General features: G+C 38.9%; 17 protein-coding genes. 7 read left to right on the plus strand and 10 right to left on the minus strand.

Annotation, left to right across the window (positions count from 1 at the left end):
- The first annotated feature begins 6 nt into the window (after nucleotides 1-6).
- Nucleotides 7-891 carry a class I SAM-dependent methyltransferase gene (locus VB715_RS11295; protein WP_323301304.1) on the plus strand — a complete coding sequence of 295 codons (885 nt, stop codon included), beginning with the start codon at nucleotides 7-9 and terminating at the stop codon, nucleotides 889-891.
- Between the two features lie 122 nt (nucleotides 892-1,013).
- On the opposite strand, the gene VB715_RS11300 is transcribed toward VB715_RS11295, so the two are convergent.
- Nucleotides 1,014-2,696, minus strand: a complete 1,683-nt coding sequence (locus tag VB715_RS11300; RefSeq protein WP_323301350.1) for a DUF3352 domain-containing protein — start codon at nucleotides 2,694-2,696, stop codon at nucleotides 1,014-1,016.
- 141 nt (nucleotides 2,697-2,837) lie between these two features.
- On the opposite strand from VB715_RS11300, the gene VB715_RS11305 reads away from it, so the two are divergent.
- Together VB715_RS11305 and hrcA are read left to right on the plus strand one after the other, a co-directional pair.
- Nucleotides 2,838-3,188 (plus strand): rhodanese-like domain-containing protein, encoded by a 351-nt coding sequence (locus tag VB715_RS11305; protein ID WP_323301305.1) that lies wholly within the window; start codon nucleotides 2,838-2,840, stop codon nucleotides 3,186-3,188.
- Between the two features lie 131 nt (nucleotides 3,189-3,319).
- Nucleotides 3,320-4,393, plus strand: coding sequence for a heat-inducible transcriptional repressor HrcA (hrcA, locus tag VB715_RS11310; RefSeq protein WP_323301306.1), 1,074 nt, complete (start codon nucleotides 3,320-3,322; stop codon nucleotides 4,391-4,393).
- 38 nt (nucleotides 4,394-4,431) lie between these two features.
- Here hrcA and VB715_RS11315 read toward each other — a convergent pair whose 3' ends face one another.
- The 5 genes from VB715_RS11315 to VB715_RS11335 form a co-directional block, all read right to left on the minus strand.
- Nucleotides 4,432-4,725, minus strand: coding sequence for a hypothetical protein (locus tag VB715_RS11315; protein ID WP_323301307.1), 294 nt, complete (start codon nucleotides 4,723-4,725; stop codon nucleotides 4,432-4,434).
- A gap of 78 nt (nucleotides 4,726-4,803) precedes the next feature.
- Nucleotides 4,804-5,094, minus strand: coding sequence for a hypothetical protein (locus VB715_RS11320; RefSeq protein ID WP_323301308.1), 291 nt, complete (start codon nucleotides 5,092-5,094; stop codon nucleotides 4,804-4,806).
- Nucleotides 5,095-5,098: 4 nt separating this feature from the next.
- On the minus strand, nucleotides 5,099-5,470 hold the full coding sequence (locus VB715_RS11325; RefSeq protein ID WP_323301309.1) for a hypothetical protein: 372 nt from the start codon (nucleotides 5,468-5,470) through the stop codon (nucleotides 5,099-5,101).
- Between the two features lie 80 nt (nucleotides 5,471-5,550).
- A complete protein-coding gene (locus VB715_RS11330) occupies nucleotides 5,551-5,928 on the minus strand; it encodes a hypothetical protein (RefSeq protein WP_323301310.1) in 378 nt (125 codons plus the stop codon).
- 283 nt (nucleotides 5,929-6,211) lie between these two features.
- Complete coding sequence (locus VB715_RS11335) at nucleotides 6,212-6,520, minus strand: hypothetical protein (RefSeq protein WP_323301311.1); 309 nt, start codon at nucleotides 6,518-6,520, stop codon at nucleotides 6,212-6,214.
- Nucleotides 6,521-7,019: 499 nt separating this feature from the next.
- On the opposite strand from VB715_RS11335, the gene VB715_RS11340 reads away from it, so the two are divergent.
- Nucleotides 7,020-8,639 (plus strand): Ppx/GppA phosphatase family protein, encoded by a 1,620-nt coding sequence (locus tag VB715_RS11340; RefSeq protein ID WP_323301312.1) that lies wholly within the window; start codon nucleotides 7,020-7,022, stop codon nucleotides 8,637-8,639.
- A gap of 9 nt (nucleotides 8,640-8,648) precedes the next feature.
- On the opposite strand, the gene nadC is transcribed toward VB715_RS11340, so the two are convergent.
- The gene (gene nadC, locus VB715_RS11345) at nucleotides 8,649-9,494 is read right to left on the minus strand and encodes a carboxylating nicotinate-nucleotide diphosphorylase (RefSeq protein WP_416336929.1); all 846 of its coding nucleotides are present in this window, start codon (nucleotides 9,492-9,494) and stop codon (nucleotides 8,649-8,651) included.
- Nucleotides 9,495-10,324: 830 nt separating this feature from the next.
- Here nadC and VB715_RS11350 point away from each other — a divergent pair.
- Entirely contained in the window at nucleotides 10,325-11,923 is a 1,599-nt protein-coding gene (locus VB715_RS11350) for a helix-turn-helix domain-containing protein (protein WP_323301313.1), read from the plus strand.
- Here VB715_RS11350 and VB715_RS11355 read toward each other — a convergent pair.
- The 3 genes from VB715_RS11355 to VB715_RS11365 form a co-directional block, all read right to left on the minus strand.
- Nucleotides 11,920-13,176: a serine/threonine-protein kinase gene (locus VB715_RS11355; protein WP_323301314.1), complete on the minus strand. Its 1,257-nt coding sequence runs from the start codon at nucleotides 13,174-13,176 to the stop codon at nucleotides 11,920-11,922. The two genes, VB715_RS11350 and VB715_RS11355, sit on opposite strands and share 4 nt — an antisense overlap.
- 65 nt (nucleotides 13,177-13,241) lie before the next feature.
- The gene (locus VB715_RS11360) at nucleotides 13,242-13,658 is read right to left on the minus strand and encodes a universal stress protein (RefSeq protein ID WP_323301315.1); all 417 of its coding nucleotides are present in this window, start codon (nucleotides 13,656-13,658) and stop codon (nucleotides 13,242-13,244) included.
- Between the two features lie 53 nt (nucleotides 13,659-13,711).
- Nucleotides 13,712-14,410, minus strand: a complete 699-nt coding sequence (locus VB715_RS11365; protein WP_323301316.1) for a tetratricopeptide repeat protein — start codon at nucleotides 14,408-14,410, stop codon at nucleotides 13,712-13,714.
- 325 nt (nucleotides 14,411-14,735) lie between these two features.
- On the opposite strand from VB715_RS11365, the gene VB715_RS11370 reads away from it, so the two are divergent.
- Together VB715_RS11370 and shc are read left to right on the plus strand one after the other, a co-directional pair.
- Complete coding sequence (locus VB715_RS11370; protein ID WP_323301317.1) at nucleotides 14,736-15,200, plus strand: hypothetical protein; 465 nt, start codon at nucleotides 14,736-14,738, stop codon at nucleotides 15,198-15,200.
- A 194-nt stretch (nucleotides 15,201-15,394) separates the two neighbouring features.
- On the plus strand, nucleotides 15,395-17,329 hold the full coding sequence (gene shc, locus VB715_RS11375) for a squalene--hopene cyclase (protein WP_323301318.1): 1,935 nt from the start codon (nucleotides 15,395-15,397) through the stop codon (nucleotides 17,327-17,329).
- The last annotated feature ends 3 nt before the right edge of the window (nucleotides 17,330-17,332 follow it).

Below are 17,332 nucleotides of genomic sequence, written 5' to 3' on the forward strand. Positions count from 1 at the left end.
ACAATTATGGAAATTGCAGCAACTACTATTGATAAAGTTTTGACCGATTTAGCCGCACAACCTAATCCTCGTTGGACAAATTTAGATCTCGACAAACAAAGAAAACAGATTCAAGCTGAATTAAACTCTTGTGGCCCCAAAGATGGCATGATGCGAGTCATGACAAGAATGCCCTTTCAGGAAGCACCAGATTTAGGAAACATTGATTGGGAATCAGAATTAGCAACTTTTCAACCCATTGAATATCCTCAATATTACTGTCAGCCTTTTCATAGTGTTTTAGGAGGATGGTTGTCAGAAATTGCCGCAGTTGGTAATCGAGTTGCAATGGAAGCGGTTTTAGAAAATGCCCATCCACAAAAATCATTGGGAGTAAGAGAAGAAATCGCCCAATTATTTCCTGAAAATGCTCGCCATATTTTAGACTTGGGAGCAGGAGTTTCAGATGATGGAGCAGCTATTGCTCGTCGTCTTCCGAATGCTACGGTAACGGCTTGGGAGGTTTCTCCTTTCATGATTATTGTCGGCCGCCTTCAACAAAAGGATATTCCCAATCTACATTGGAAACATGGTTTAGTAGAAAAAACTGACTTGCCAGATAATTCAGTTGATGGGATCAATATGACTTATCTTCTCCATGAATGTCCTGATGAAATTAAGCAATTAATCCTAGCGGAATGCTGGCGCATTCTCTCTCCAGGTGGTTTGCTTGTCGTCACAGATTCACTCCCTGGCGACTTGTATTCATACAGAGGCTTTTTTGAACCCTATAAAGAGCAATGGCTCAAAATTGACCCAGATAAATTACTTCAAGAAACAGGCTTCATCAATATTAAAGCTTATCAGTTTGCCTATTCTACTTGGACTCGTGTTGGGAGTAAACCTATCTAAAAACGAACAAAACTTGTAGGCCGATGCACTGCCTAAGATAGCTTCTAGATAAGAGTTTTAGTCTTTTGGTTGGCAGTGCCTCGCTCTACGTTTATTTATGTCCGACTACTTATTATCTGTCATTAAACCCCAACATTAAAGAAAATAGTTGCACGACGAATTCCTTGTTCGCTGCCTTCACTACTTAAGGTAAAAGATCGGAGATTTTTTAATAAAGGTTTAACCCCAAATTCTACAACTCGCGCAATGGGTAACTTCTTCGTTAAAATTGGCTCACTTTCCTGCCAATTTACATAGAAATAACCGTCATTTTCTGGGGATAATCCTGCAATAATGTTCTGAAATTCTTCCGTATTAACTAACTTTAGAGAATCAGAAGAAATTGCCTGAGACATGGCTTCTACTGAGGTAGAAAAGATGACATAATCATCAATTTCTCCATAAACACCGCTAACTTGTGCTTCCAAACGGGCTAAACTATTTTTATCAGTTTTAACTGCCGTTCTTAGCTTTGTCCAAACCGTAACTGTCTGCCCTGACAAAGATAAATTACCCGCACTATAACCCTTACTTTCTGCCAATTCATCAAATTGTTTTAACACCTCATTGATATCGACATCAGGAACTTTTTGAGCCACAAAAATCCAATCCGGTTCACCCCCATCATGATCAGGCACTAAGCCTAAACTAAATTCCCCTTGCACCCAAGGAAACACATCTTTAGTTAAATTCAATCCTAAAGGTTCTTGGAGATAGCTTATTGAACGATTTAAGACCTGTTGTAAGGGACTATCAATATCTAATCCTGTTTCAATTTGCTGCCATAATTGATTTAAGTCTGTTCCCGTTGCTGTTAATAAAGTCGTAGCTGGAAGATAAGCTAATGCTCCCACTGGGGCCGATAAAGCAGGGAGACGATCCCTTTCTCCTGAGACTCCAATTAAGGCAGTTTGGGCCACTAACCCCTCAGATTTGATGGAAAAGGCAATAGTTAGGGTTTGAGTGATTTCTGGTAATTCAGGAATAGGTAAATTAGCTAACCAAGCAGAAAGGGCCGGAAAGTTAGTATATACCAACCCAATTTTGGGATCAGTAATTGTCTTTAAAGCATCTTGATAACCCGTTGCATTTTTTAAGTTTAAATCAGGAACCTGAACATTATTAATCGCTTGCCTTAGGACAGCAGGATCATTAGCAAAAAGTACCATATTTCCTACCACAGAACTCGCAGATAAGGGCGTATTTTGGGTCAGGTTAGGGTTACGTTGGTTGATTAAATTAACCCCTTTATAGGATTCAAAAATCAAGTCAGATGTTCCCGCGATCGCTTCCTTAGAATAGGCGGTTTGCAGGAATTCTTTAGCTAATTGTTGATCTTTAGTAGAAACTGCTAATAAATATCCTGGTTTAACTCCATTATCAGGATCATGATCGAAGTCCAAAGAAGTCACCGCGAGGGTAATTTCTTCCCCTAACCAGGGTTGAATTTGAGTTTGATAATCTAATCCTGTTTTTGCTAAGAGCGTTTTTTCTAGGGTTAATAATTCTTGATGCGATCGCCGTCGATTTTGAGGAGAAGCGATCAATCGAGCGAGAGAATCTAAGCGATCAGGATTCACTAACAAAGATACCATGACAGGGGCTTGTTTCGGCACAAAAATGGCTGCCGTGGGTTCTTTTGTAACCCCTCCCTGTAACAAGTTTAGGGGACTTTCCCTCAAGATCCAAGAGAGACTCCCACCCGCAAGGGAGAGAAGCAGAATAACGCTAAGGGTGAGGGTGATGAAAAAAGGACGAAACTTCACTGTTACCTGTAGGGAATGACTAACTACCATTATTCATTGTGACATTCTGTGTCCGAAACCGAGAGAAGATTCTGGAAAAGATTTAAACTTAATAATCTGTTAAGGTATATTCTAATAATTCATTTTCCTGGTTGTAAAATTATGTATCAAGATCAATCCCTTCCAGTTATTACTGTTGAAGAACTCTCTACCCGTTTAGCTAATGACGGGACTGGGTTACAATTAATAGATGTGCGAGAACCCGAAGAAGTTGCAATCGCCTATATCGAAGGTTTTGAGGTACTTCCTCTTAGTCAATTTGCTCAATGGTCAGAAGAAATTGACAGCCGTTTTGATCCCAATAAAGAGACCTTTGTGATCTGTCATCATGGAATGCGATCTGCTCAAATGTGTCTTTGGTTACTCAACAATGGCTTTAGTAATGTTAAAAATATAAGAGGAGGCATTGCGGCTTATTCTTTGCGAGTTGATAGCAGTATTCCTCAATATTAATCCCTGAGCATTGATTCGGATGCTGGAAATCTTTTGAAAGGCTTCTCCTGCTTGGTTAATTGGAGTTATACTAGCAGAAAAATTTTAATTAACCCAGACATTTTTTGAATAATTTACCCCTTAATCTGAGCATGATGGTTCCAACTTCTTTAAATAAACGTTATCAAAACATTTTACGGGCAACGGTTAAACATTATATTGTCACCGCGGAACCTGTAGGATCAAAAACCCTCCTTGAAGAATACAATTTTAGTGTTAGTTCGGCGACAATTCGTAATACATTAGGACAACTCGAAAAAGCAGGATTTTTGTATCAACCTTATACCTCTGCGGGACGTATTCCCTCAGATTGTGGTTATCGAATTTATGTTGATAATTTAATGACCCTAGATGAAAAAATTGGGCAAAAAATTGAACGACAACTAAGTCAAAAATTGAAGTGGGAAACCTATAATTTTGAAACAGCTTTACAAAGAGCAACCCAAATCTTGGCAAATTTAAGCGGTTATATTGCTTTAATTACCTTACCCCAAACTTCTCCTCATCAATTACGTCATCTTCAGTTAATCCAAGCATCAGAAAAACAAGTAATGTTAATTGTGGTGACGGATAGTTATCAAACTCAATCAATTTTAATTGATCTTCCTACGGCTTTTGTCAAAGACAATGATGATTGGTTAGCGGAGGAACTACAAATTCTTTCTAACTTTCTAAATCATCAATTAAAAGGTAAGTCTCTATTAGAATTCACTCATTTAGATTGGCAAAAAATAGATCAAGAATTTCTAGAATATACCGACTTTCTGAAAACCCTATTAAAACAGTTACAAAAATATTTGAAATCTTCAATGTCTACCCCGATTATGATTCATGGGGTGTCAGAAGTTTTGCGACAACCCGAATTTTCTCAATTGCAACAAGTACAGATGTTAATTCATCTCTTAGAAGAAGAGAAAGATCAACTCTTACCCTTAATTTTTGATGTCCCCGAAACTGATATTTTAAATAAACGAGTTAGTGTTAGAATCGGAGCAGAAAATCCTTTAGAATCAATGCGTCCTTGTACCTTGATTTCTGCTAACTATTGTCAAGGAGATACCCCTGTTGGTAGTGTAGGGATTATTGGTCCCACTAGAATGTTATATGAGCATACTATCCCTTTGGTAGAATCAACTGCTGATTATTTATCAGAAGCATTAAGCTAAGGACTTAATGATGAATAAATTCTCAAATTTCTTAACTCTTATAACCAAGTTGAAACTGACCGTAAAGAGGGAGGAATTGGGGTGTCTTGATCAAATTCTAACATAACTTCTGAATCTCCTAAATATCCCGATTGAGCAAAAGATAAAAGCATCCGACATAGGGCTATCCAAACCCCTTGGTCGAATTCCCAATCACATCCTTTTCTTGCATAACAACTAATAGATTTTAACGCCCAAAAATAACTATTTCTGACCATAGAACCCCCCTTTTTATAAGGAGGTAAATCTTCTTGATGAATAAATAAGATATCATCTTTTAAATAAACTCTCATGACTTAAAATAATTAAATATTATAGAGACGCTGTCTACAACGTCTCTACATAATAATCTATTTAAACCAGATTGTATATTAACGATGATTTTTCCGAGGATGTTCTCTATCCTCAGAATGTTGATGAGATGAAGATCGAATATCCCGTTTATGGTTTTTATCTTGACTACTATTACGACGAATAGAACCCATCCCAGGATGAGTAATAATTGTCTGGTTAATTGTTTGGTAGACTTGGTTATTTTCTCCACTTACTGTTGCCTCTAAATTACCAGTTTGACTGGTAGTATTTTGAGCAAAAATAGGCATATTAGTCAAGCCAAAATAAGTAAGAATTACTAAGCAAAACGGACTAATCTTGTTAACCATAAGTTTATCTAACTCCAATTCTGATTTGTTGATTCAGGAAACCATTACCACTGGTTTGTTGACTCACCTGCGTATTATTGCCATTCAATTCAATCATCACTGAAGCATCAGCAGGAGAGTAGTTTCCAGTGATAACAATTTCTTGTTCACCTCGACGTAAATAATTAGACAAATTCACTTGACTTCCTTGACCACTTAACCCTTGAATTACTTGTCCATTGAGTTTAATTTGTCCTTGAAGATTAGCCTCATTTGACGTGCGAATTGTTAGCCAAAGAGGTTGACTTAACTCATTAGCATTGATCTCAATTGAAGTTGATTGAATTGAGCTTTGAGCCTGAGCAGTAATCTCAATTTTTTGCTGTACACCTGACATTATTATTAATAAAAATACAGTTGAAAAAACAGCTAGAGCAAAGGTTTTAAACCGCATCATCTTACCTCACATTCAAACAACTATTTATAGGGAAAACGATCTACAGGATTATCAACATCTACCTGAACATTGGAGCGAATTTGTACCGTTGAACTATTAACGGCTGTCGGGTTTACTCGACTTCCTTTTTGAACATGATGAACACTACGGTTTTGCTCAACAGTACCAGGGCCAATATGTCCTTGAACCCCTGTCGTAATGCTAGAATTTCCCCGACATCCTGGCTCACTTTCCATGGTAATATCATTAGTCCGTTGCGTCGGTTTTTTTGATCCACTGATGTTATATTGTATCGAAACATCACCTTGAACACATTGGGCCTTTGCTGACTCTATTAACCAAGATTCAAAGACGAGAAAATATAATAGTAAATTCCCAAAAAATACCATTAACTTCATTGTGAACACTCCTCTAAAAACAGTGAAAATATGAATTCTCAAATACTGAGTAAATTAAGCATTTGATTCATCCAGTGGAGGCTTTCCAGTGCATTGTTTGCCCTCCTGATAAACAATAAAACACAGGAAATTAATCAATTATTTCCTGTGCTATACTGGGAAAAGGTAAAAAAAGCAGAAAGGGACAGGTGAAAATTAGGGTGGTGGAAGTCGTCAAACTCACCATTGGCCCTGTCCTTTTTTAGTTCAGCACAGCGATAGAGAATAAAGAATCTATTGACCCTTATTTTTTGTAGTTGCTTCTGATTTCGTTCCGTTGAATTGTGGTTTGTCGAAAACGGCTATTACGTCCACTTTGAATAGCATCTTGAACCGTTGTTTGAACAGAGCCATAATTATCATCTACATCGGAGGGTTTTTTGTGATAAGTTCCTCGATGAATTTGGGTACTTTGTTGTATCCCTTGATGTCCTTCGCCGTCTTGAATAATGTAGTTTCCTGAGTCTTGGATAATTGCTTGATCAGCCATCGCAGGAACAGTTAAAACGCCAAGAGTAGTTAAGCTTAATAAGCAAATAACAACATTTTTCATGATTATTTTATCACTCCACACTAGGTTTTTTGGTTTTTCATTTTGCCCACTTTTGGGCTGTCTGCTATCAATTTACTGAATTGTTTTAGTGATGTCAGTCCCAAAGAAAAGGGAATGATTCAAGCAATTCCAGGAATTTATGGAGAAAATTAAACTTAATAAGTAGAAATAAGTGTCAAAACATAGAAAAAAGTAGAAAATTTATCATCAAATTAAATCCCGAAAAATAAGACAATTAATGGATAAATTAAAACCCTTAAAAAGTTGTTTAAACTAACAGGTTGACAAATTTGCATTTTTTTGGTACTCTGTAATTTAGGATGGGCCAGGTGTGTGTGTTAAAACGCAGGTTCACCGGTGGCAGTGATCGCCATAAAATTCAACCCTGATCTTCAGGAATCTAAAAAGTTAAGATAAATGAACAGAATTCCCCAGTAAATCCGTCTCTATGGGACTATAGGCTACGGACTGATCAGTGATGGTGGAGTTACTTGACCCAATGCAAACCAGCGAGGTTAAACGAGAAAGCGCGGTTTCCCCTAATACCTGCACCTTAGCGGCCATTGATATTGGTACGAACTCAATTCACATGGTCATCGTGGAAATTGACAAAACCCTGCCCGCTTTTACCATTGTGTCACGGGAAAAGGATACAGTGAGGCTAGGGGAACGGGACATCAAAACCGGAAATTTGACCGAAGAAGCAATAGAACGGGCGATCGCCTCTCTAAAACGCTGTAAAGACCTAGCTACCAGCCTCAATGTTGATCATATCATTGCCGCCGCCACCAGTGCCACCAGAGAAGCCCCCAATGGGTTAGACTTTATCTGGAAAGTTCAGGCAGAAGTTGGTATTATCGTTAACTTAATTTCAGGATATGAAGAGGCCCGTCGCATCTATTTAGGGGTCTTATCAGGAATGGATTTTAACGAACAACCCCACGTTATTATTGATATTGGGGGCGGTTCCACAGAAATTATCTTAGCAGACTCCCACGAACCCCGTTGTTTAAGTAGTACCAAAGTCGGTGCAGTTCGTTTAACCGCAGAATTTGTGACAACTGACCCCATTAATGAGGCAGAATTTCTTAATTTACAGGCCTATGTACGGGGAATGTTAGAACGTCCCATTGATGAGTTACGCAGCAAACTAAATGACAATGAAATACCCAAATTAGTCGGTACGTCAGGCACCATTGAAACTTTAGTAACAATTCATGCGGCCCAAACCTTAAATGAGATTCCTAGTCCCTTACAAGGGTATTATATCAGTCATCAAGACCTCAAAGATTTGGTGAAAAAATTTGCTTCTTTGTCTTATGAAGAACGGATCAATATTCCAGGAATGTCTGAAAAACGGGCCGAAATTATTTTAGCTGGTGCAGTCATTCTTTTAGAAGCAATGACAATGTTAGAATTAGAAAAGATTACAATTTGTGAAAGGGCCTTGCGAGAGGGAATGATAGTTGATTGGATGTTAACCCATGGGTTAATTGAAAATCGCCTGAGTTTTCAAGCAGAAGTTCGTCAACGCAATGTTTATAAAATTGCTCGTAAATATCAAGTTGATCTTCCTCATGGGGAACGGGTGGCTGATTTTGCTATTAGTTTATTTGATCAATTATTTGGCATATTTCATAATTGGGGAAAAATTGAACGGGAATTATTATGGTCAGCAGCAATCTTGCATAATTGCGGTATTTATATTAGTCATTCATCTCATCATAAACATTCCTATTATTTAATTCGCAATGCAGAATTATTAGGGTTTACGGAAGTAGAAATCGAAACCATAGCTAATATTGCTCGTTATCATCGTAAAAGTTCCCCTAAGAAAAAACATGAAGACTATAGTAAATTACCGGATAATTATCGTAAACAAGTTAAACAACTCAGTGCCATTTTACGGTTAGCAGTAGCTTTAGATCGGCGACAAATTGGAGCAATTCAAAGTATTGATTGTAAATACGATCCAGAATATAAAAAGCTACATTTACATTTAATTCCTGCCTATCCTAATGATGATTGTGCCTTAGAATTATGGAATTTAAGTTATAAAAAAGTTGTCTTTGAAGAACTTTTTGGGGTTAAGATGGTAGCAACTTTAGAATCAAGATAAATTCTATAATTAATGAATTCTCATACTTAAATCTAACCAAGGTGATCGCGTAATGGTTGCACTACTGGAAATATAATCAACCCCTGTTTCTGCTACTTCTCTGATGGTTTCTAAGGTAATATTCCCTGATGCTTCAATTTTGACCCATTCATTATCATTTCTAATTATCGAAACAGCTTGTTTCATTAAATCGACTTTCATGTTATCTAACATGATAATATCTGCCCCATATTTTAGAGCTTCTGCTACTTCTTGAAGATTACTGGTTTCCACTTCAATAGTTAAGGGGTAAGGAATCGTTTTACGAACCCGTTTAATGGCCTCTTGAATACTGCCCGCCGCTTTGATATGATTATCTTTAATCATGGCCCCATCATCTAACCCCATGCGATGATTAATCGCACCCCCGACCGAAGTTGCATATTTTTCTAGTATCCTTAAACCTGGGGTGGTTTTACGGGTATCCACTAACTGGGTGGGTAAATCGGCAATCGTATTCACATATTGCCGCGTCATAGTTGCAATACCACTCAGTCGCATTCCTAAATTTAAGGCGACTCTCTCCCCAGTCAATAAGGCATCTAATGGCCCCTCAATCTTAGCAATAACCTGGCCAGCTTGGACAGTTTCCCCTTCTTTTACCACAGGGGTAAAAGTAACACCAGGATTTAATAATTGAAATACCCTAGCAGCGACAGGTAAACCGGCGATCGCCCCCGATGCTTTAGCGATCCATTCTCCCGATCCCAAATCTGACAGCAATAATCCGTCAGTAGTGCGATCGCCGCGACCAATATCTTCTTGTAACCAACTAACAAGTAAGGGGTCTAAAATAATAGCAGCAGGTAAAATCATTCTTTTATTTTCGATGATCACAGCCCTTTTCTGTCTGGTTGCTCAGTAATTTTTTAATCATTGTGATAAAACTATACATAATGAGAGAGACTCAATACCTGATAATGCTCACCATGAATCATAACGAATAGCTAAAGTAATTGTCTAGTCTTGATCAGTGCCATTAAGTAAAGATTACAATTTCATCAATTAACTTCAATTTAATTTACAAATCAGCCCTAATACTCCCAAGCAAAGATAAAGTTTTTATTGTGACCAAAACCCCATAACGATTGGTTCTATGGCTCTCCATCCGTAAATTTGAGCTAAACTTGTTAGTAGACGATAGCTTGCCCTTGGCTTTTTTTCTGACTCATTCTCACCTGAAATCCTTTGACAATAAGCTTTAGAGAAATTGCTCCTGACAAAAAGTACAGAAATATCAGTCTTGGTATTATTCATAAAACTCATTAATGATTGCGAAATTAGGATAATTATTCTAGAGAAATAAGGAAGCATCCCCAAAAAGTATAAAGACACAGGTCTAGTAAAATGTTCATTATAAACAGATTATAAACACAAGAATTAAATACTATGAAGGCTGTGAGAAGTGTTGACGACCTAAAAAAATGTAATGTTTAGTTAGTGACTTGTGAATCAGAAGTTTCTCTATCTAATAAACTGACTAATTTAAGTCAGAATCAAATCCCTGTTGTGTGAGTGATAAGTCAATGAATTCTGATGATCAAGATCCTCTCATCATGGTATGTTCGCAAGGTTAATATTTAAGCAAGCGAATTAATAGCATGGTAGTTTCTTGATTGATTTGTCGCCCTCCTCCATAAAGTGCCATGTCCTATACAATTTCTGATAGTTGTTCCGTCTGTGAAAGCTGTCAAATCGACTGTCCGACTAATGCCATTAAGACAGATAATGGTGAATATTGGATCGATCAAACACTCTGTAATAATTGCGAAGGTTATTATGCAGAACCCCAGTGTGTTATTCAATGTCCCATTAGCAGTCCTAGTCCAACACAAGCGAAAAAAGGACGATATAAAACTGTAGCCAGAGTCTCTACATCTCCCGAACTATTTATTAATGGAAAAAGTACCCCATTTGCCTCATCAATGGTGATCTGGGAAGGCTGTAGTGTTTTAACCCGTGCTACTGCTTTGCCTTGGGAAAAAGACAGCCAGGGATACCTATATTATGAGCGATCTGTCAAACAAGGGAGAGGTAAAATTGTCTTTCGCTTAAATGATACTTTAGATTTTTCATGCCAAACAATTGAATATTTATCCGACCCATCTAAACTAGAATTAATTGATATTAGAGCCGCTTGTTTGCATCTTTTATTTGCCGCTTATGCTACCACATTAGAGAAACCTTGGGAAGAAGAATTTATCATTAGCGATCAACAAATCGAGGGATATTTAGGCTTAGATAAACGTAAAGATTTAAGTAAAGCCAGCAAACTGACCCTAATTAAGACTTTAGTGCAACAACCCTGTCAATTACTAGCTGCGATAGACTGGCCACAGCAAGGAAAAGTTAAAGGATTTACTGTTCCTGAAAGTCCCCTTTGGCACTTATTAGACATTAAACATCATTTTCAAACCGATGATTCCGGTTGCCAACATCTGACAGGTTTAACCTTTACCTTAAAAGCCGGAATTTGGGCCCAATACTTCTTAAATAAACAAGCTTACAGTCAACGCATTGCCTTCTATCAATATGGTTCCTTACCCCACTTTGTCTTAAATACCGTCATGAGTATTTGGCAACAACATCAAGGGGCTGTAAGGATCATGTTGTGGTTGCTCTTCAAAAGTAAAATGGGCAGAAAACAATGTATTACCGTTCCCACCCTCATGCGAGTTGCCTACGGGCAAGAGAAGATGGCCCAAGCAGACATTCAACGAGAGCAACGTAAACGGCTATTACGCGCCTTTGAAAGTGATTTAGAAGTATTAAATCATTATGGGATCAAAGCCGTTTTTGACCCCGTTTCTTATCCATCAACCATTCAACCCCTCTGGGTAAAATTAGCCGAACTTCCTGATGATGCCGAGGAAGCCCTGGAATTTTGGATTAATGATGGCTCTCAAGAACATCGCTTAACGGATGCAGGGCCGAGGGGTAAATGGAATTGGTTAATGAAAGCCAGAATTTTAAACTTTGAACTCCCTGCGGAATGGGAAGAACAACTGGCAAAATTTGAGCAGAAAAAACAACGCAAAAGTAATCGCAAAACTCGTGTTAAAAAATCACCCGAATTATCCGCCGAGGAAATTCTCGCCGCGAGACAAAGCAAAGGGTTAAGTCAAAGAGCTTTAGCGGAAAAAATAGGTAAAAGCCAAAGTTGGATTCGAGACTTAGAGAATGGAAGATTTTCCGCTAAACCAGAAGATCGAGCCATTTTACAAAATGTCTTAGAACTCTCTTAACTCAACAATTTTTGTTGAAACCCTTGAGCTTTTTGGGGATCAGGTATTTTTTGCGCCAAGGCCTTAACAAATTCATCCGCAGAAGCATTGGGATTTTTTTTCCAAGTTTTTTGACAAATAATCGAAGCCATTGGCCCAATTAATTCGGCTAATTCTGCTTGACAACGCGCCACAAAACTCGGAGCAAGGACATCTTGAGTAGCCGCAAAGGAGGGAGATTGCGGTTTCGGGGGTAGGGGTAAGGGAGGAACCGTTGGGGGGGCCGTACGAGTGGGAATTTCTCCCTCGTTAATCACATCCTGAGAGGGAAAATTATTGAGAAAACTATCAGATCCGTAGAGATGATGATAAATTTGTTCTAACTGGCTGAGAATAATTCCGGCTGATTGAGGCCGCTCATTGGGTAAGCGGGCCATGATGTGATCCAATAAATCCGCAAATTCAGGAGCTAAATCGGGAACTGCCCCACGCCAGTTTAATTGATCCACATGAGCATCATAAAAATCGCTGGGATGTTTCCCCGCAAGCAGATAAACCATGGTACGTCCGAGGGCAAAAAAATCCGATTGAGGAACGGCTTGACCATTCAGTTGTTCCAGGGGGCTATATCCCGCCGAAAACAGCCCTGTCACCTGACCACTAGATTGTTTAGATAAATAGGTTGCCGTGACTTCTCTGGCCGTCCCAAAATCAATCAAGACTAATTGTCCGGTAGAACGGAGCATGACATTGGAAGGTTTAATATCTCGGTGGAAAAAATTATGACGATGAATCTCCTGTAAAATCCGTAACAGTTGCATCAGCCATTGAATCGCCACTTTTTGGGAGATACATTTTCCCCGTTGCATAATGTATTGATTGAGATTCAGTCCTTCAATTTTCTCCATCACCAAACAGTAGAGAGGGGTGCTACTATTTTTGAGATAAAACAGAAAATGAGCATCCGGCTCTACTTTCGGAATTCCTGGATGATTGAAACGACTTAAAAATTGGGCCTCTCGCTCAAATAGTTCTACATACTTGGGGTGATTATGAATGAGAACTTTTAAGACTTTAACAGCCTGATGGCCTTCACCAAAATGAGTGGGATCACTGTCTTGGACTTCATAAGTTTTCCCAAATCCCCCGCCCCCTAATTCTTTTAATACACGATAGCGTCCCTCAAGCAGTAACTCCGAGCCACAGCTTTGACAAAAGAGGGATGTGTCCTGATTCTCAGGATTAGAACAGTGAGGGTTAATGCAGAGGCTCATCTGGAGTTGCCATGGGTTAACCTTATTTTTAGTGTAAACCGCCAAATCAGTTATACACTGAATTTTTAAGATTTCACCACGAAAACAGAACAAGTTGCCTCAGCTACCACTTGGTCGCTCACTGATCTTTCAATTACCCGTGTGACTCCTTGGAGGCCACGAGTCCCGATTACAATCAGATCCGCGTTATAAATATTGGCCAGTCGGATAATTTCTTCTGCTGGATCACCATTGACAATTTCCATTTGACTGCCTGATACTTGACCTTGATAGGCTTGAAGTTGTTGTTCTACCTGTTGGTATCTCAAGGACTGCAATTGATGGGGCTGTTCAGGATGACTCTCCACCTCATTATCAGATGAGGGCAAAACATGGGCAAGGATTATTTTGCTGTGGGATGGGATGTAGAGCGCATCCAAGGCCTGGATGACCGGCTCTGATGTGGTCGAGCAGTCCAGGGCCACTAAAATTGTTTTAACCACTACAATCTGCTACACAAAATGAATACAATACAATATACTATCAGGAAATTGCTCTAAGATTTTAGGGGTTGTAGGACTTTTTCTAACCATTTTTCGACTTTTTGATAATAGCGATCGCTTTTGGGTAAGTGGGACAAGGCGCGGTAATAATCAGCGATCGCACAATTCCAGTCTCCTCTAACATAATAAGTATAGCCTCGCTCGGCATAAATTCGCCCTTGATATTGCTCCCCCATAATTAAGGCAATTTCTAAGGTTTCAATGGCTAATTCATATTCATTGAGTTCCCTTAAGGTAATGCCTTGGTTAATCCAAACTCTTTGATTATAAGGGTTGATATCTAAAGCAGCTTCATAATCGTTGATCGCCTTGATCAGATTACCTTGAATTGCATAACAGTTAGCACGATTATTATAGGCTCGATCTAAACGAGGATTGAGGGCGATCGCTTCATTAAAATCGGCCATGGCCGCCCCATACTGACCCATTTTGAGGAACATTAACCCGCGATTATTATAATCAATCGCACTGTCTGGCTGACGGTTAATTAGTTGGTTGAGTAAACTAATGGCCCCTTGATAATCTTTTTGATGGGCTTTTTCTTTAATTTTGATTCTTAATTGTAAACTAGAAAGGGAAGCAGTGGAACTTTCACACATTAACCTCATAGCAGACCAGTCCTTCTGCTGTAACGAGGTGGCAGGGTTGCGGGATCTTTTTGACTGGAAATACTCAAGGGCATTTTGGTTCATGACAGCCTTTCTCACTTTCTTAAAATTACTGTACTCAATAGTTTGATTGTTAATGGTGCAAAATGTGTCACTCACTTAACTGTCTTGAAAATTTTTTTTGATAATTAGTGTTCTGAATGGGACTACAGATGGGTCTTTGGCCATTCCGTAAAATCTTCCTTAAATTTTCCTTAAATTTCTGCATCATTATTCTTATCATAGATAAATATCAATTGTTAATTATTATCTTGTGTTAGTTCATTCATGGATATGGGGTTACAGATCACTGATAAGATCGGGTTAAACCCTTCAAATCATGATGAATTCAGAGAGTTGACCTCAGCTTATGTCTACTGTTAGTTTACTGCCTAATGCCCCCGATGTTTCTGCTGATGATTATTGTGTCTTTGGGTTAGCCACCTGCTTTTTGAAAGATGAGGGAGAGTTTCATCAAGTGCGGGTCATTGAACCCATTCCTTCTGCCGCTTTAGAAGCCATTTTCAAAGGAATTACCACGTCCTATGAATTAGCTTGTGCTAAATCTCTTGGGGAAGTTTTAGGTCATGAAAGTTTGATAAAACCTGCTGAATTTCCTGAAGATGCCCAGTTTTGTGATAACTTTACTGAGCGAACTATTGCTGCTGTGAGAACTTATCAAAATCGTCTCGAAGCAAAGTCTCTAATTCCACTGGGAACTGTCAAGAATGACTTTAATTTTTCCTTGGAGAAAAAGCGGGTACTTAATGCGGTTAATGTTGTTAAGACAGAAGATAATGTTAAACAGCATTCCCACACCCATCAGGTTCTTTAATCTGTTAATGAATCATAATGAGGGCGCAAGGCTTGCGCCCCTAAAAACCAGACAAATTTTGTAACAATTAAGACAAATTCCCCCTGATTGACCTAAAGGCAGAAGAAAATATCATAAGTTGCCCATAATCTATCACCATCACCCATTTCCTTGCTAACCTATAAAGATACCCAAGGAGTCGAACGGAATCATTAATGCAAACCCAAGATAAAATTACTCAAGGACAAAACCTTAAGCCTTCCACCCTCACCGATAGCATTACCGCGAGTCAAAACTATTTACTTTCTCTACAATATCCTGATGGTTACTGGTGGGCAGAATTAGAGTCTAACATAACTCTCACGGCTGAAACCGTCCTCGTGCATAAAATTTGGGGAACAGACAAAACTCGTCCCCTGCATAAAGTTGAAGCTTATTTACGTCGTCAACAGAGGGAACATGGGGGCTGGGAACTCTTCTATGGGGACGGAGGGGAAATTAGTACCTCCGTCGAAGCTTACATGGCTTTGCGTTTATTGGGAGTCCCTCAAGATGATCCTGCCTTAATTCGTGCTAAAGAGTTTATTATTAGTAAGGGTGGTATTAGTAAAACCCGCATTTTTACTAAGTTTCATTTAGCTTTAATTGGTTGTTATGATTGGCAGGGAATTCCGTCTATTCCTTCTTGGATTATGCTATTTCCTGATAGCTTCCCCTTCACTATCTATGAAATGGCAAGTTGGGCGCGAGAAAGTACAGTTCCCCTGATTATTGTCTTTAATGATAAACCTGTTTTTTCAGTTGATCCTATCTTTAATCTCAATGAATTATACGCTGAAGGCATCGAAAATGTAACCTATAGTTTACCCCGTAATGATAATTGGGGTGACATCTTTCTATTATTTGATAAAGTGTTTAAATTTGCAGAAAATGTGGATTTAGTTCCTTTCCGCAAAAAGAGTTTAAAAGCGGCTGAACGCTGGATCTTAAATCATCAACAAGAAAGCGGTGATTGGGGTGGAATTATGCCCCCAATGTTGAACTCTTTAATTGCTTTTCGTGTCTTAAACTATGATGTAGCTGATCCTTCAGTTCAACGAGGATTTGAAGCAATTGACCGCTTTTCTATAGAAGAAGAAGAAACCTATCGTTTACAAGCTTGTGTCTCTCCGGTATGGGATACGGCTTGGGCAATACGGGCTTTGACGGAATCAGGTCTACCCAAAGATAATTTTTCCTTAGTTAAAGCCGGAAACTGGTTATTAGATAAACAATGTCTAGACTATGGAGATTGGGCGATTAAAAATAAGTTAGGAAAACCTGGAGGTTGGGCCTTTGAATTTGTTAACCGTTTCTATCCCGATATTGATGATTCAGGGGTAGTGGTTATGGCCCTTAATGGGATAGAATTACCCGATGAAGCCCGCAAAAAAGCCGCCATTGATCGCTGTCTGCAATGGATAGAAACTATGCAATGTAAACCTGGGGGTTGGGCCGCTTTTGATGTAGATAATGATCAAAATTGGTTAAATGAAGTCCCTTATGGGGATTTAAAGGCTATGATTGATCCTAACACGGCTGATGTTACTGCTAGAGTAATCGAAATGGTGGGATCTTGTGGTTTAAAAATGACGAGCGATCGCGTTACAAAAGCCCTTAATTATTTATACCAAGAACAGGAAGAAGATGGTAGTTGGTTCGGTAGATGGGGGGTTAATTATCTTTATGGCACCAGTGGGGTATTATCAGCTTTAGCGGTGATGGAAGTGGATAACCATCGTTCCCAACTAGAAAAAGGGGTGAATTGGTTAATTAGCTGTCAAAATAAAGATGGTGGTTGGGGCGAAACCTGTTGGAGTTATAATGATTCTAGCCTCAAAGGTAAAGGGGTCAGTACCGCTTCTCAGACAGCTTGGGCCATTATTGGGTTATTAGATGCGGGAGAAGGGTTAGGAACCTTTGCTACGGATGTTATTCAACGAGGAATTGACTATTTATTAACAACGCAAACATCCGAGGGAACTTGGGAAGAAGCGGAGTTTACAGGAACAGGGTTTCCTTGTCATTTCTATATCCGTTATCATTTATATCGTCATTATTTTCCCTTAATTGCCCTAAGTCGCTATCAAAAATTAAGCGATCGCTGGTAAGGT

The sequence above is a fragment of the Crocosphaera sp. UHCC 0190 genome, assembly GCF_034932065.1.
Taxonomy (GTDB): Bacteria; Cyanobacteriota; Cyanobacteriia; order Cyanobacteriales; family Microcystaceae; genus UHCC-0190.